The organism is Chelatococcus sp. KU-N122 (assembly GCF_055391085.1).
On the sequence record NZ_AP043981.1, the window covers coordinates 6,967,993 to 6,984,995 of the forward strand.

At 68.2% G+C, this 17,003-nt stretch carries 8 protein-coding genes; all 8 read left to right on the forward strand.

The window, feature by feature from the left end; translation table 11 throughout:
* Positions 1-8: 8 nt before the first annotated feature.
* The 8 genes from ACZ5PO_RS31535 (at position 9) to ACZ5PO_RS31570 (ending at position 17,001) form a co-directional block, all read left to right on the forward strand.
* Complete coding sequence (locus ACZ5PO_RS31535) at positions 9-8,819, forward strand: 3-keto-alpha-glucoside-1,2-lyase-like domain-containing protein (protein ID WP_464186438.1); 8,811 nt, start codon at positions 9-11, stop codon at positions 8,817-8,819.
* Positions 8,820-9,100: 281 nt separating this feature from the next.
* Positions 9,101-9,709 (forward strand): TetR/AcrR family transcriptional regulator, encoded by a 609-nt coding sequence (locus ACZ5PO_RS31540; RefSeq protein ID WP_464186440.1) that lies wholly within the window; start codon positions 9,101-9,103, stop codon positions 9,707-9,709.
* Position 9,710: 1 nt separating this feature from the next.
* Entirely contained in the window at positions 9,711-11,198 is a 1,488-nt protein-coding gene (locus ACZ5PO_RS31545; RefSeq protein ID WP_464186442.1) for an acetyl-CoA carboxylase biotin carboxylase subunit, read from the forward strand.
* Complete coding sequence (locus tag ACZ5PO_RS31550) at positions 11,198-11,713, forward strand: acyl-CoA carboxylase biotin carboxyl carrier protein subunit (protein ID WP_464186444.1); 516 nt, start codon at positions 11,198-11,200, stop codon at positions 11,711-11,713. Before ACZ5PO_RS31545 ends, ACZ5PO_RS31550 begins: the two co-directional genes overlap by 1 nt.
* 1 nt (position 11,714) lies before the next feature.
* Positions 11,715-13,319, forward strand: a complete 1,605-nt coding sequence (locus ACZ5PO_RS31555) for an acyl-CoA carboxylase subunit beta (RefSeq protein ID WP_464186446.1) — start codon at positions 11,715-11,717, stop codon at positions 13,317-13,319.
* A gap of 9 nt (positions 13,320-13,328) precedes the next feature.
* Entirely contained in the window at positions 13,329-14,144 is an 816-nt protein-coding gene (locus tag ACZ5PO_RS31560) for an ABC transporter ATP-binding protein (protein WP_464186449.1), read from the forward strand.
* The gene (locus tag ACZ5PO_RS31565; protein WP_464186450.1) at positions 14,141-16,114 is read left to right on the forward strand and encodes an AMP-binding protein; all 1,974 of its coding nucleotides are present in this window, start codon (positions 14,141-14,143) and stop codon (positions 16,112-16,114) included. Before ACZ5PO_RS31560 ends, ACZ5PO_RS31565 begins: the two co-directional genes overlap by 4 nt.
* Entirely contained in the window at positions 16,114-17,001 is an 888-nt protein-coding gene (locus tag ACZ5PO_RS31570) for a branched-chain amino acid ABC transporter permease (protein WP_464186453.1), read from the forward strand. Before ACZ5PO_RS31565 ends, ACZ5PO_RS31570 begins: the two co-directional genes overlap by 1 nt.
* Positions 17,002-17,003 lie beyond the last annotated feature (2 nt).

Consider the following 17,003-nt stretch of genomic DNA (forward strand, 5'->3'; position numbering starts at 1 on the left):
CTCTGCCTTTGGATGGTCCCCATCCAAAGGCAGAGAAATGCTCATATCTTTTTGAATCTAGAGCGTTTCTTGGCGAATGGGTGATGCCACCCATTCGCACAGCGCTCAAGCGGGGCAGCAACACCATGATCAGCTATGCCACGCCCATTCGAAAACTGATCAGCGAGTCGGACCTCCCTCTGGATTTCCTGGCCTCGCCCGACGGCGCGCTGGCGCCCGTCCTGGACAAGCTCTTCTTCACCAGCTTTGCGCCCATCCTGAGCCCGGACGGGGCCGGCATAGCAATCCAACTGGTCGTGGCCGGCGAAGCGGCCGTCAGTCTCCCTGGGCTCGACGGGTTCGCCTTCGTCGTCGGTAGCGACGGCGACGGCGCGACGCTGATCGACGCCACCATCTTCGTCACGTCCGACGGATTCAGCGCGCGCCTCGACAATATCACCGTCGCTCTGCGTTTTCCGCCCACCATCCTGAAGCCGGTGCCCGAGACCCCCGGGGCCACGCCACCCCCCTACGTCCAAATCGAAGTGCACGGCTCGCTCGTCTTCGAGAACGGCGACCTTTCGTTGCAGGGGTTCGATGCGCTGTCACTGAAGCCCGCCATGATCGGCGACAGTGGCGTGATCATCTCCGCTGATGACGTCAAGCTCGACTTCTCGCGCACCGAGACGCTGCCGGAGATCGCGGCCGCCGGCTTCGACGAAAGCTTCATGGGCATCTTCATCGGCGAAGCCAAGGTCAAGCTTCCTGAGGGGCTGCCCGATGCGGCACCGGAAGACCTGGTGCTGCGCAACTGCGCCATCGGCACCGGCGGCGTCAGCGGACAACTCGAGTTCCACTACACCCCGGTCTACGACCCGACGAGCAAGACGTTCTCGGGCCACGGGTCGGGGACGCTGTTCGGCATGGCCTTCGCGCTGGCCGACGTCGTCCTCGATATTCACCAGAACGCCTTCCGCCAATCGCAGATCACCGGCAGCCTGGTCCTGCCCTATTTCGACGAGAAGGTCGACGTCGAGCTCGGCTTCAGCCTCGGCGGCGGCTTCACCGCCAAGCTGACGGCCAGCAACGGTCTGTTGACCCTGGCCAAGCCAGGCATCCTCACCCTGACGGTGGACAGCCTCGGCTTCCAGTTCGATTCCAGCGTCTTCACGGCGGTCGTCGCTGGCAAGGTCCGGCCGGACGTCGCCGGGCTGGACTGGCCGACCTTCGACATCAAAGCGCTGGCCATCGACTCCGATGGCAACGTCCATCTGGACGGCGGCTGGCTCAACCTGCCGAGCCAGTACAGCCTCGACTTTCATGGCTTCAAGCTCGAGATCACCAAGCTCGGATTTGGCAAAAGCGATGACGGCGGCAAATGGATCGGCTTCTCCGGCGGCCTGAAGCTAGTGGACGGCATCTCCGCGGGCGCGTCGGTGGAAGGGCTGCGGCTCACCTGGTACGACGATGGACGGCCGGTCGACATCACGCTCAACGGCGTCGGCGTCGAGTTCGCTATACCCAAAGTCCTCACGTTCAAAGGCTCGGTCGCCTATCGCGAGCTGCCTGACGACGTGCATCGCTTCGACGGCAGCATCAAGCTGAACCTGCTCGCTCTCAACCTCGAGATCGACGGCACGCTGGTCATCGGCACCGCGCCGAGCGGCAACTTCTTCGCCATCTACCTCGACACCGAGCTCCCGGCCGGCCTCCCGCTTTGGAGCAGCGGCCTCGCCCTCTACGGCATGTCGGGCCTCTTCGCCCTCAATATGAAGCCCGACAAGGCGCCCGCCGATGCCTGGTACGAGATCGCGGGCACGACCGATTGGTACCATCGCGCTCCTGTCGGCGTGACCGATCTCCAGCACAAGTGGACGAACGAGCCGTCGGCCCGGGCGCTGGGCGCCGGCGTCACCATCGGGACGCTCGCCGACAACGGCTATACGTTCTCGGGCCGGGTGCTGCTGGTGATCAGCTTTCCAGGGCCGGTGCTGCTGCTGCAGGGCGCTGCGAACCTCCTCAGAGAGCGCTCGAAGCTCGACCAGGAACCGATCTTCCGCGCTTTGGCCGTGCTGGATTCGGTTGCAGGCACCATCCTGGTCGGGCTGGACGCCCAATACAAGCAGGGCAGCGGCGGCGAGTTGATCGACATCCGTGGCGGCGTCGAGGCCTTCTACAATCTCAACGATGCCGACGCCTGGCACCTTTATCTCGGCCTGAAGGATCCCAAGGAAAAGCGGATCCGTGCCAAGATCTTCAAGCTGTTCGAGGCCGACAGCTATCTCATGCTCGATAGCCACCAGCTCGCGCTCGGCGCCTGGGTCGGCTACTCTAAGCACTGGTCATTCGGGCCACTGAGCGTGACCGTCGAAGCCTGGATCGAGGGCAATGCGGTCTTGAGCCGAAAGCCGGTCCAACTGCACGGCGATCTCTGGCTCCACGGCAAGGCGGACCTAAAGGTCTTCGGGTTCGGCGCCGGCCTCACCGTGGACGCGCGCTTCGCCGCCGACGTCTTCCATCCCTATCATATCCTGGCCGAGTTCACGGTCGGCATCGGCCTGCCCTGGCCGCTGCCCGATTTCGACGAGGACATCACGCTGGAGTGGGGTCCGGAGCCGACGAATCCGCCTTTGCCCCTGCCGCTCAAAGACGTTGCGATCGAGCATTTCAAGGTGACGACGAGTTGGCCGCTGCCGCGTGGCGGCGCCCAGCCGCTTCTCCTGCCGAACTTCGACAGTGACGCGGACGGCTTCCTCCAGACGCCGGATATTCCCGTCGCCGTCCAGGAGCTCGCGCCACCGCCAGGCGGCGCCCCGGTCGTGCCGCTCGATGCCCGTCCGCACCTCACCTTCGGCCGTTCGGTCCACGATGCCGCGCTGGTCGGGGTGAACGCCCAGCCGGTCGTTCCCGAGTGGGAGCGCATCGGGGACCCAGCCAAGAACGAGGGGCCCGTTCAAGTCAAATACTCGCTGACCGAGGTCGCGCTGCACACGTACGACGGGAGTGCCTGGCAGCTCGCGGCGCGGAAGGCGACGTCGGCCAACCCCACGGGCGTGCCGGACCTCTTCGGCTCATGGGCGCCGGTCCCGGCGATGCCGGACGGCGGTGGCGCAAACACCGGCCAGGTCAAGCTCTGGCTCTGGTCCAAGTCCGCCTTCGACTATACGCGGCACACCAGCGGCAGCTGGGACGAATGGTTCACCGATCGCTTCGGCAGCTACCCCTGTGTGACGCTGCCGACCGACCGCGAGATCTGCTGCGACTTCGAGGCCATCGACCCGGATGAGCAGTTCCCGTCGCCCTGGTCCTGTTCCAAAGACCCGGATTTCAATATCGCCTGGCTCGCGCCGGTCGCGCAGTCGGTGGTCGTGCTGCCGACACCCGAGAGCGGCCTGAGCCACGCTCTCTGCTTCCCGGCTACGGCGAAAGGCGTGTTCTCGCCCGTCACGCCCAACATCGTCACCATCGTGCCGCCGGAACCGGCCAAGCGGGTCCGCGTCGTTCTTGCCCTCACGGCGACCGGCGCCGGCTTGGATGTGCAGGCGGTCGGGTTTTCGGCCAGCAACCAGCCCTTCGGGCCCTTCTCTCCACAAAACGGCGTCATCGATGTGGTTGGCAACGACATGGTGCAGGTGCAGCTGCACGGCGCGCGCGGCTTCTGCATGGCCAAGGTGTGCGTCACGATCGGCCCCGACCCGGCCGAGGTCATCGCCTATACAGAGATGCTCCAGCATCTGCGCGACGAGCTGGCGCGCTGGTCGCAGGTCGGAGCCGTGCTCGAGCCGGATACGCAGTATCGCCTGAGGATGGTGACGACGGTCGAGACCGCGGATGCGCCGATCGGCGACGTCGAGGTGACCGAATTCGCCTATTTCCGCACCAAGGGGCCGCCCGGCTTGGCGGCCCTCTCGGTGCCGACCGGCTCGCCCAATCCCGACCAGTTCAGGAGCGGCCTGGATGACCTCAGCCGTTATGTGGGACAAACGGTCCCCGCGACCGTAGCGCCGCCCGGCGAGCCGCCGGCGCTTCCACGTCCCGTGTACCGCGGGTACGACGTCGGCGTTGCGTTCAATGAGGATTACGTCGACCTCATGTATCGGCAAGCCGGGCGGGACCTCGGGCTTTATCTTTACAACAGTAACAACGAGCCGATCCGCGATGCTCTGGGGCGGCTGGTCGTTCTTGAGAACCGTTGGGGCCAGACGGAGGATTTGACGCTCACCGAGAGCGACAAGCTGTGGATCAGCGTGATCAACGGCAGCGATTGTGCCGCCCTGGATACGACCGTCATCCCGCACGCCTCCACGTTGAACGGGACCGACGGAGACGTGCTGGATCCCGATATCGTCTATGAAGGACGCCTCGTCCCACTCCTCCTGCATGAAGCGTTCGCCGGCTACGCCGTCGGGGCTGTCGCGGCCGGTCCGGCCGGGCAAATGGGACGCTGGCAGGTGCGCGACGAGGGGACCAACCAGGGCCCCTCCCGGTGGGAGGTCGGCGCGGACGGCGTGCCGCCGAGCCAGTTCATCTCGCAAACCACCAATATCTGGGGCGGAACCGTCGATGGCGCCGACCCGGTGAAGCCGGGAAGCCTTTTGCTCTACGGCGACAGCCCGGCGCTCGCCTCGACCGACCCGCAGCAACCCGGCAACTGGAGCGACTATCGGTTCAGCGTCTATGTCCGCTCCGCTGACGACGACGCGGTCGGCGTCGTGTTTCGCTATCTCGACGCCAGCCATTACTACCGTTTCTCGATGGATCGGGAGCGCCGGTACTGGCGCCTGGTCCGCGTTGTCGGCGGCATCACGACCGTTCTGGCGGACGACGTCTTCGTCTATCAGCAAAACACCGATTACCGCATCACCGTCGAGGCCATCGGCGCCTCGCTTCGTGTCGACCTGGACGGCACGCCCCTGTGCTCGGCCACCGACAGCTCCATGGACCACGGCCGGATCGGTCTCTATTGCTGGGCCAACGAGGGCGCCCGCTTCAGCGACGTGCGCGTCGATGATTACAGTGCGACCGCGCCGGTGGTGTACCAGTTCAAGTTTACCACGTCAGAATTCGTGAACTTCTTCCATCATGTGCACAGCTATCAGGACGAAGTCTGGCCGTTGAGCCTGCCGGACGGCACCGACGTCGCGGCCGACGTGGCGCAGGCCGTCGCTCCTGACGCACCGCCGACCGAGGCCGAAGTGCGCGCCTTCGACTCCCTCGCCAGCAAGACCCTCGGACAGGCGGCTACCGCTGTCCCGCCGGAGGTCCAGGTGACGCAGGTCGGGCGGGCCGGCGGCCTCCTTGCGCTGCTGGTGCAGAGCCCGGAGCCCATCGACTGGACGCGGACGCTGCTCGACGTGTTCGCGGTCGACCGCTGGGTGCCCACGCCGAAGAGGCCCCAGACCGTCAAGCTCACCGACGTCACCTTCGGCAACGCACAGCCGAACGATGAATCGGTCACGCTCCTGCTGCGGGACGCAGTGGACCTGACGGGCTACAGGGTGGAGCACCTGCACGTTCCGGATCCCCTTGCCGAACGCGCCGGCGATCCGACCTTGCTTGTCGACGACTTTGCCGGCCCCGACGCGGGATTGCTCTTCCAGGAGACGTTCGGGCCCAACGCCCTCGACCACTATGAGATCGTGGACGAGGGCAAGCAGCTCGGGCCGTCCTCCTGGTCGGTCACGGGCGGTCAGATTATCCAGACCACAAATATCTATGGCGGGAGCGTCTCGCCGAAGGACCCGGACAAGCCAGGCACGCTGGCCGTCACCGGCTCAGCAGCGTGGAATGGCGTCCGCATCCGGGCCGGGATGCGCTCGACGACAGACCGGGCCATCGGCATCGTCTTCGGCTACCAGGACGCCAACAACTACTACCGCTTCTCCATGGACCGGCACGGCGGCTATCGCCGGCTCGCCAAGCGCGTCAACGGGAAGGTGGACGTGCTGTGGGACGATGCGACCGCCTATGACGTCGGCCACTCCTACCGCCTGGAGATCGTCGCAGCAGGCACCCAGCTCCTCGGCTACCTCGATGGCGACCTGCTGTTCAGCGTCGCGGAGCCGGGTGTGCAAGCAGGCCGCGTGGGGCTCTACTGCTGGGGAAATCATGGCGCCCATTTCGAAGCGCTGACCGTCGAAACCGTCGCGGCGCCGATCGTGCTGTCGCAGCCGACGTCGGACAGCCTCGACGATATCGACGTCGTCGACGAGCCGGGCACGGTGGAGGGACCATCCCGGTGGGCCGTGGCGGCAGGGACGTTCACGCAGTCGTCGACCATTCACGCCGTGGGCATCTCCCCGGATCAGCCGGGGACCTACATCGTCGGCGGCAGCCCGAGCTGGCGCGACATCCAGATTTCCGTCGGGCTGAGCTCGGAGACCGGCCAAGCCATCGGCATCATTTTGCGCTACCAGGACGCCGACAACTACGTCCGCTTCTCCATGGATTCGACCGCGAGCTACCGGCGGCTGGTGAAGAAGGTCGCGGGCGCCGTGTCGGTGATCTGGCAAGACGGGATGGCCTACGCCACGGACCGCAGCCATGAGGTCACCTTGCGCGCCGTCGGCGGCCACCTCACCGGCAGCATGGATGGCGAGATCCTGTTTGCGGTCGACGATGACGACCTGCGCTGGGGGCGCGTCGGGCTCTATTGCGCAGCGAACCCCAGCGCCCGATTCGAGCGGATCGTGGTCGCAGATGCGAGCCGCAGCGTCGGCCAATGGCTGGTGCACGATGAGGGCGCCGTCGCGGGCCCGTCGGTCTGGCGGAGCTCCGGCGGCGCGCTCACGCAGACGAGCGGCATCCAGGGTGGCGCAGGACCGGCCTATCCGGGCACGATGGCCACTGCAGGCGACCCGGCCTGGACGGACTACCGGCTCACCGCCCTGCTCCGCTCCGATACAGACCAGGCGCTGGGCCTGGTCTTCCGGTACCGGGACGACGACAACTACTACCGCTTCTCCATGGCTCGGTCGCCAAGCTACCGCCGCTTGATCAAGAAGGTAGCGGGAACCGTCACCACGCTGTGGGAGGATACAGGCAGCTACGTCGTCGGACGGAGCACGGCCCTGATGATCGACGCCGTCGGTGGGCGGCTGACCGGGTATCAGGACGACGCGCGGCTGTTCTCCGTCGACGACGTCGACCTGCCGGGCGGTCAGGTGGGCCTCTATGCCTGGGGCAATGCGGGCGCGCGATTCGAGCAGGTGGAGGTGCTGCGGCCACCGCTGGAGGCGTATGCGCTTCTGCGCGATCGCTTCGTCGTCGGGGACACGGTGGGCTGGAGCGTCGTGGACGAGGGGACGACGTCTGCCCCGTCGAGCTGGGCGACGGACCAGGGTGCGCTGCGCCAGACAAGCGGCATCTTCTCGCCGCCCGACGACCGCGACACTTTGGCTAAACTGGGAACCCAGAGCGTCGCCGGCGATCCGAGCTGGTCCGACGTTGTCGTCGATGTCCGCGTGCAGTCGTTTGGCGCCGGGGCCGTCGGCCTGATCTTCCGATACCGGGATGCGGCAAACTACTATCGCTTCTCGATGGACCGTCAGCGGGGCTACCGACGGCTCGTCAAGAACGTCGGCGGGGTGTTCACCTTGCTCTGGGAGGACTCGATCCCCACCGAAGTCGGTCGGGCCTACCAGTTGACCGTGACCGCTAGCAGCTCGGTTCTGCGCGGCTTCCTCGATGGCGTGCCGCTGTTCGTTGTACAAGACAGCGATCAAGGAAACGGTCGCATCGGGCTTTACTGCTGGGCGGATACCGATGCCCGGTTCTCCGACGTCAGTGTGTATCCGGCCACGCAAGCAAACCAGACATGGCTGCTGGATGACCGCTTCGCCCTATTGCCGAAGGGTCGTTGGCAAACCGTGGACGACGGCGACCGGGACGGTCCATCGCAATGGGCCGTGACCGCGGGCGAGCTCCGGCAAACCAGCAAGATCGAGGGTGGTGATCCGGACGCGGCGGTGCCGGACAAGCCTGGGACCCACATCACGACGGGCGAGGCGACCTGGGACGACTATCGCCTGAGCGTTCGACTGCTCTCCGACGCCGATGGGGGCATCGGCGTGCTCTTCCGATACCAGGACGACGACAACTACTATCGGTTCTCCATGGACCGGGCCCGCAGCTTCCGCAGACTCGTCAAGAGAGCATCCGGTACGGTCACAACTCTCTGGGAGGACGCGGTGCTTTACACCGCGGGACGCGAATACGTGTTCACGGTGGATTGCCTGGGCCAGCGCCTCACCGGCTATCTGGACGGCGTGGAGCTCTTCTCCCTCGACGATGCGAGTCTTATGGCCGGCCGGATCGGGCTCTACTGCTGGGCGAACGAGGCCGCGCGCTTCCGCGAAGTGCGCGTCGTCGCACCCATGTGGACCCCGTACTATCGTTTCGCGACGGAGGATCTACTGCCGGCCGGGACGCGGGTGCGGGTATTCGCGGGGAACCCGGCGGCAGCGGCCGCCGTCGAGCCACACGTTATTCAGCGCTTCGCCGCGCCGCCCGACGCGTCCGGACACCTCAGACTGCCAGCCGCCGGCGCCGGCCTGCGGCTGGCGCCGCCACGGGGAGAGGAAGAACACACCCGTTGGTTCCTGCCGGATGGCGATTACGCCCCGATTGCCGCACGCCTGCTGCGTAAGGCCGACGGCACAGGATTCTTCCTCCTGCTGCCCAAAGGTTCCGAGCCGGGTGCTCAGGCCCGCCAGTTTCGTTTGAAGCTGACCTACATTCGCGACAACCGGGCAGCGGACCCTCCTAGTCTGGTCTACAGCCAGGCAGGGGACACCGGACCGGAGACCGTGACCATCGACGTCCCGTCGGACATCCGCTGATGGAGCGATCGCCTGGAGGGCGAGGGACCGATTGGCGCGAGGTCACGACGATCGTCCTGCGCATCGATCGAGCGTGCGAACCCGCTCTTGCCCTCGTACGTGGGCCGAGCACGCGCGGAGAGCGGATCGCGGCGTGTTGACAAGCTTAAATGAATAATATTCACTATGGCTGTCGCAAGCGCGGTCGAAACAACGCGCGGCGGGAGGGATGCCGGGAGCCGAGCCACGCAGGTCAATCCTTACAACTGACGGTAACTATGCCTGTAATCAGCGCAAAGCGGATGCAGGATCGGTCCGACTCGATCCTGCGCGCCGCCAAGACTGTCTTCTCCGAAAAAGGCTACGAGGGGTCATCCATTGCGGATATCGCGCGCGCCGCCGACGTTTCGGACGGTCTCGTCTACCGCTACTTCAGGAATAAACGAGACCTGCTTTACCACGTTCTGCGCGTCTTCTACGAGCGCATCCTCGTCGATCTCGAGCGGCACGTGATGGCCGAAACCACGTTTGAAGCCCAGCTGCGCGAGCTCATCCGCCGACACCTCGCGGTGTTCGTCGCCGACACGGACCTGTGCCGGCTGTTCATCTCCGAGGTCCGCGTCGCCAGTGACTACCACGGCTCCGCCATCCAGGAGCTGAACCGCGCCTACACCTCGGTGCTGATCAAGATCGTCGACCAGGCCGTGGCAGCCGGCACGGTGCGCGGCGACATCAACCCGCGGCTGCTGCGCGACATCATCTTCGGCGCCATCGAGCACCGCGCCTGGCGCTTCGTCAACAGCCGCGGCGCGCTCGACGTGGAGGAGACCACCGACGAGCTCACGTCGCTCCTCACCCGCGGCCTGCTGGTGCCGCCCGTGAAGCGCCGTGCCAGCGCTAGGGCCGGCTGACATGGGCGCGCCGGCTTTCCCTTTCGACACCGTGCTGATTGCCAACCGCGGCGAGATCGCGCTGCGCATTCTGCGCACGGTGAAGGCGCTCGGCCTGCGCAGCGGCGTCGTCTACCATGCCCTCGACGCCGATGCGCCGGCCGTCGCCGCCGCCGACGTGGCTGTCGAGATCCACGGCCCGACGCCGGTCGCCGCCTATCTCGACGGCGCCCAGATCATCGCCGCCGCGCAGCGCATCGGCGCCGGCGCCGTGCACCCGGGCTATGGCTTCGTGTCGGAGAATGCCGGCTTCGCCCGCGCCTGCGCCGAGGCCGGGCTCACCTTCGTCGGCCCGACGCCGCAGACCATGGAGCTGATGGGCGATAAGGTCCGCGCCCGCCGCTTCGTCGCCGAGCACGGCTTTCCCGTCGCTCCGTCGGCGGTCGAGGACGATGATCCCGCGACGTTCCTCGACCGGGCGCGGGCGCTCGGTGCGCCGCTGCTGATCAAGCCCTCCGCCGGCGGCGGCGGCAAGGGCATGCGCATCGTCCGCGACATGGCGGACCTCGCCGAGGAGGCGACGCGCGCCCGCAGCGAAGGGCAGCGCTTCTTCGGCGACGGCCGCCTCTACGTGGAGCGCTACGTCGAGCGGCCCCGCCACATCGAGGTGCAGGTGCTGGGCGACGCCCACGGCTCCGTCGTGCACCTCTTCGAGCGCGAATGCTCGGTGCAGCGCCGCTTCCAGAAGGTGATCGAGGAAAGCCCCTCCCCGGCCCTCACCGCCGACCAGCGCCGCGGCATCTGCGACGTGGCGCGCGGCATCGCCGCGGCCGCCGGCTACGTCAACGCCGGCACTATCGAATTCATCTGGGGCAACGGCGACTTTTACTTCCTGGAGATGAACACCCGGCTCCAGGTCGAGCATCCGGTCACCGAGATGATCACCGGCCTGGATCTGGTGGAGCTGCAACTGCGCATTGCCGCCGGCGAGCCGCTGCCGTTTACGCAAGGAGAGGTGACGACGCGCGGCCATGCCATCGAGCTCAGGCTCTATGCGGAAGCGCCGGCGCGCGGCTTCGCGCCGACCACCGGCCGCGTGCACGTGCTCGACCTGCCGGAGGCCCCCGGCCTGCGCATCGACTGTGGCGTCCGGGAGGGCCAGGCGGTGACCACGGCCTTCGACCCGATGCTGGCCAAGGTGATCGCCCACGGCGGCGACCGCGACGCGGCCATCGCCACCGCCACCGCAGCGCTGAGGGAGCTGGCGCTGCTCGGTTGCGAGACCAATGCCGCCTTCCTCGGCCGCGTGCTCGCCGACCCGGATTTCCGGGCGGGCGCCGTCCACACCGGCTACCTCGACGGCAATGCCGCACTCGCCGCCGAGCCACCGCTCGACGGCGAGCGCCTCGCCGTCGTGCTGGCCGCGGCAGCGCTCTCCAGCCGCGCGGTTGTCGACGCAGCGGATGCGGTGCCGGCGCTCCATGCCGCGATCGGCGGGTGGAGGAACTGATGCGCCACCGCTTCGACATCGACGGCGCCGACCACCGCCTCTGGCTTGCGCGCGGCACCGACGCCAAGCCCGGCAGCTACCGGCTGCTCCTCGGTGACAGCAGCCACCCCGTCCACCTCGAGCCGCTCGGCGGCCATCGCTATGCCCTCGAGATCGACGGCGTCCGCCGGCCGGTGCTGCTCGCCGCCGTCGGCGATACCGTGCACGTCTTCGTCGACGGCACGACCTATGCGGTTCGCTACCACGATCCGGTGCAGGCCGGCGGCCAGACCGAGGTCGACGGCCAGGCGCTGGTGCGGGCGCCGATGCCGGGCACGGTGCTGGAGATCCCGGCGGAGCCCGGCATGGCGGTCACGCCCGGCGACCGGCTGATCGTCATCGAGAGCATGAAGCTGGAGACCACCATCCGCGCCACCGCCGCCGGCGAGGTGGCCGCGGTGCACGTAAGCCAGGGCCAGAGCTTCGATCGCGACGCCGTGCTCGTCACGCTGGCCCTCACCGAGGGGGAGCCCTGAGATGCGGCGCATCAAGAGCCTCCTCGATACCGCGAGCGCCGAGTTCCGCGCCAACCGCGACCACAACCGCGCGCTGGCCGACGAGCTCAGGCAGCGCCAGCGTGTCGCCCGCCACGATCGCCCGCAACGCGACGTCGAGCGCCTGCGGCGACAGAACAAGCTTCTGGTGCGCGAGCGCCTGGAGGCGCTGCTCGATCCGGAGACGCCGTTCCTGGAGCTCTCCACGCTCGCCGCCAACATGGCCTACGACGGCGAGGTGCCCGGCGCCGCCCAGGTCTCGGGCATCGGCATCGTTGCCGGCCGCGAGGTGATCATCCATGCCGACGACGCGAGCGTGAAGGGTGGCGCCTGGTACCCGCTGTCGGTCAAGAAGATCGTCCGCACCCTCGACATCGCCATCGAGAACCGCCTGCCGGTGGTGCACCTGTGCGACAGCGCCGGCGGCTTCCTGCCGCTGCAGGCCGAGCTCTTCGCCGACCGCTACTATGGCGGCCGCATCTTCCGCAACCAGGCGACCCTGTCGAAGCTGGGCGTGCCCCAGGTCGCGATCGTGCTCGGCCATTGCACCGCCGGCGGCGCCTACGTGCCCGCGCTCAGCGACTACAGCGTCATGGCCCGCGGCACCGGCGCCATCTTCCTCGGCGGTCCGTCGCTGGTGAAGGCGGCGACCGGCGAGGAGGTCTCGGCCGAGGAGCTGGGCGGCGCCGACATGCACACCACGGTGTCGGGCACCGCCGACTACGCCGCCGCCTCGGAGCTCGAGGCGCTGGCCATGGCGCGCGAGATCATCGGGCGCTTCGAACGCCCGGCCAAGGCGATCGCACGGGGCACGTCGGAGCCGCCGGCCTACGACCCGGACGAGCTCTACGGCATCCTGCCGCGCGACACGCGCGTGCAGTTCGACATGCGCGAGATCATCGCCCGCATCGTCGACGGCAGCCGTTTCCACGAGTACCAGCCGGGCTATGGGAGGACGCTGGTCTGCGGCTTCGCCAACCTGCACGGCTATCCCGTGGGCATCCTGGCCAACAACGGCGTGCTGTTCAACGACAGCGCGCTCAAGGGCTCGCACTTCATCCAGCTGTGCGACAAGAACCGCACGCCGCTCCTCTTCCTGCAGAACATCACCGGCTTCATGGTCGGGCGAGACTATGAGCGCGCCGGCATCACCAAGGACGGCGCCAAGATGATCATGGCGGTCGCCGGCGCCTCGGTGCCGAAGTTCACCGTGGTGGTGAACGGCTCCTACGGCGCGGGCACCTACGGCATGTCCGGCCGCGCCTTCGATCCGCGCTTCATGTTCTCCTGGCCGCAGTCCCAGGTGTCGGTGATGGGGGCCGAACAGGCGGCCGGCGTGCTGACCGACGTCAAGCTGCGCCAGATCGCCCGCGACGGGCGCAGCCTGAGTCCCGACGAGATCGCGGCGATCCGCGACCCGATCCTGGCCGACTACAAGCGCCAGTCGAGCGCCTACTATGCCACCTCGGAGCTCTGGGACGACGGCATTCTCGATCCCGTCGATACCCGCAACGCGCTCGCCGTGGCGCTGAGCGCCGCCCTCAACGCGCCGATCCCGCCGCCGCACTACGGCGTCTTCCGAATGTGAGGGAAGCAGATGCCGCGCCTCGCCCCATCGGACGTTCCGGCCCTCTCCTGCCACGGGGTGGAACGCTCGTTCGGCGGCCTGAAGGCGCTCAAGGGCGTCGACCTCGAGGTGCCGGCTGGGGAAATCGTCGGGCTCGTCGGGCCGAACGGCAGCGGCAAGACCACCATGGTCAACGTCATCACCGGCTTCTATCCGCCGGACGCGGGCCGCGTGGCGCTGTTCGGCGACGACATCACCGGCCGCAAGCCGCACGCCATCACCCGCCACGGCATCGCCCGCACGTTCCAGAACCTGGCCCTGTTCAAGGGCATGAGCGTGCTCGAGAACATCCTGGTCGGCCGCCATATCCACATGCGCCCGAGCGTGCTCGGCACCCTGTTCTACTGGGTCGCGGCGGTGCGCGAGGAGACGGCGCACCGGGCCGCCGTCGAAGAGATCATCGAGTTCATGCAATTGCAGGAGATCCGGAACGAGCCCGTGGAGGTCGTGCCGCTCGGCCTGCAGAAGCGCGTCGAGCTCGCCCGCGCGCTCGCCGCCGAACCGCGCTGCCTCATCCTGGACGAGCCCATGGCCGGCATGAACCAGGAGGAGAAGGAGTACATCGCCCGCTTCATCCTGGACGCGCGCGATGAACGGGGCGTCAGCGTCCTCGTCATCGAGCACCACATGGACGTGGTGATGGCGATCTGCGACCGCGTGCTGGTGCTCAACTACGGCGAGGCCATCGCCTCGGGGCCGCCGGCCGAGGCCATGGCGTCGCCCAAGGTGGTCGAGGCCTATCTCGGCCGCAGCGCCGCCCAGCGGCAGCTGCGGGCAGCGTCATGAACGCCCCCGCCGCTCCCACCGCCATGACGCCCGAGGCGGCGGCGGACGGACGGCCCGCGACGCTGATCGCTGCGCTGGCGCGCAATGCCCACGACCACGGCGACGCCATCGCCGTCCGCGAGCGCAAGCTCGGGCTCTGGCGCGAGCGCAGCTGGCGCGAGCTCCACGGCGAGGTGCTGGCGCTGGCGGCGGGCCTGGAGGAGTTGGGCGTCGGTGCCGATGCCGCTGTCACCGTCATCGGCGACAACCGCGCCAGCCTCTACGCCGCCATGTTGGCGGCGAACGTGTTGCGCGCCTTCCCCTCGCCGGTGTTTGCCGACGTGCCGCCGAACGAGCTGGCCCTCTACACGCGGCACGGCGCGCCGACGGTCGCCTTCGCCGAGGACCAGGAGCAGGTCGACAAGCTGCTCGACCTGCGGGCCGCCGGCGGCCGCCCCCGCCTCATCGTCTACGACGACCCACGCGGCCTGGCGCAATCCGCGGCGGACGGCCTCGTCGCCTACACCGCACTGGTCGAGCAGGGGCGCGCGCGGCTGGCGGCGACGCCCGGGCTGGCGGCGGACCTGGAAGGCCGCAGCCGCCCCGACGACATCGCCATCCTGCTGCACTCCTCCGGCACCACGGGGACGCCCAAGGGCATCGCCGTCCGCCAGCGGAACGCGGTCGCGGCCGCGTGGAGTGGCGGCCGCGCCGGCGCCTTCGCCATCGGCGAGGAGACCTTCGCCTACCTGCCGATTGCCTGGGTCGGCGACTACCTGCTGAGCGTCGCCGCGGCGCTGGTGCTGCGCTTCACCGTCAATATCCCCGAACGCCAGGAGACGGCGCTGCACGACCTGCGCGCCGTGGCGCCGACCCTCTACCTCGCCGCGCCCCGCGCCTGGGACGCCATGCTGACCCGGGTGCAGGTCGGCGTCGCCGACTCCACCCGCTTCAAGCGCGCGCTGTTCAACCTGTTCATGCCGCGGGCCATCGCCATGGAGCGCAAGCGCCTGGCGGGCGAGACGCCATCGGCCAGCGATCTCATCATGCGCAGGCTCGGCGAGGTCGTCATTTTCGGGCCGCTGAAGGACTATCTCGGCCTGTCCCGGGCCCAGCACGCGTTCACCGGCGGCGAGGCGCTGGGCGAGGACACCTTCCTGTTCTTCCGGGCCCTCGGCATCAAGCTGACCCAGCTCTACGGCCAGACCGAGACCTGCGCCATGACGGCGATTCAGTTCGCCGACGACGTCCGCCTGGACACGGTCGGCCGCCCGCTGCCCGGGGTCGAGATCAAGCTCGGCGAGGACGGTGAGATCCTCGCGCGCTCGCAGTCCACCGTCGACGGCTACTTCGACGATGCGGCAGCGACCGCGAAGGCCTTCACCGCGGACGGCTGGCTGCGCACCGGCGATGCCGGCGCCATCGAGCCGGACGGCCACCTGGTCGTCTACGGCCGGGTGAGCGAGGTCGTGCACACGGCGGCGGGCGATCGCTACATCCCCAACTACATCGAGAACCGGCTCAAGTTCAGCCCCTACATCCGCAACGTGGCCGTGCTGGGCGCCGGCAAGCCGTGGCTCGCGGCCATCGTCTGCATCGATCACGAGGCTGTCGGTCATTGGGCCGAGCAGCGCGGCCTGGCCTATGGCTCCTACGCCGAGCTGGCGCAGCGGCCGGAGGTCTGCCGCCTCGTCGGCGACAGCCTGGCGGAGGTCAACCGGCACCTGCCGGAGCCGCTGCGCATCCGCCGCTTCGTCAACCTGCACAAGGACTTCGACGCCGACGACGGCGAGATCACGCGCACTCGCAAGCTGCGCCGCACCGTCGTCGAGGAGCGCTACGCGCCGCTGATCGAGACCCTCTACGCGGGCGCCGGACACGCCGACGTCGAGATCACCATCACCTACGAGAACGGCACGACCGGCGTGTTCGCCCGCCGGCTCGCGCTGGCCGACGTCGGCGATGCGCCGCTGCCGAAGGAGGAGCGCTGATGGACCTCGTGCTGTTCGGCGAGCTGATCATCAACGGCGCCCTGGTCGGGCTGATGTATGCGCTCGCTGCGCTCGGCATCGTGCTGGTCTACCGCACGTCGGGCCTGGCCAACCTGGCCCAGGGCGCCATCGCCATGCTCGGCGGCTATCTCGGCTGGATCGCCATCGCCTGGCTCGGGCTCAACCCGCTGCTGGGGGCGCTCGTCGCCATGGTCGTCATGTTCGCCGTCGGGCTCGGCATCGAGCGGACCACCCTGCGGCCGCTCATCGGCCAGCCGGTGATCATGATCATCATGCTGACGATCGGCCTGGAGATCCTGCTGCGCGGCCTGGTGCCTGGCCTCCTCGGCTCCGGCGTCAAGCGGCTCGACCTCGGCATCTCCGACGCACCGCTGTTCCTCGGCGACATGCTGGTCAACCGTACCTACCTGATCTCCGCCGGGATCGCGCTGGCGATCATCCTGGCGACGCTGGCACTGTTCAACTCGCGGCTCGGCATCATGCTGCGCGCCGTCTCCGACGACCAGACGGCGGCGTGGTCGGTCGGCATCCGCGTCGAATGGGCCATCGCCTTCGCCTGGGGCCTCGCCGCCGTCACCGGCACCGCGGCCGGCATCCTGTGGGGCGGTTCCCAGGGCGTCGACTGGACGCTGTCGCTGCTGCTGATCAAGGCGCTGGCCATCGCCATCCTCGGCGGCCTGGACAGCATCGTCGGCGTCGTCGTCGCCGGCCTGATCGTGGGCATCGCCGAAGCCATCGCCTCGGGCTTGTTCGACCCGCTGGTCGGCGGCGGCACCCGCGACATCGTCGCCTGCATCATCATCCTGGCGACGCTGCTGGTGAAGCCCGAGGGCCTGTTCGGCCGCGAACACATCGAGCGAGTGTAGTC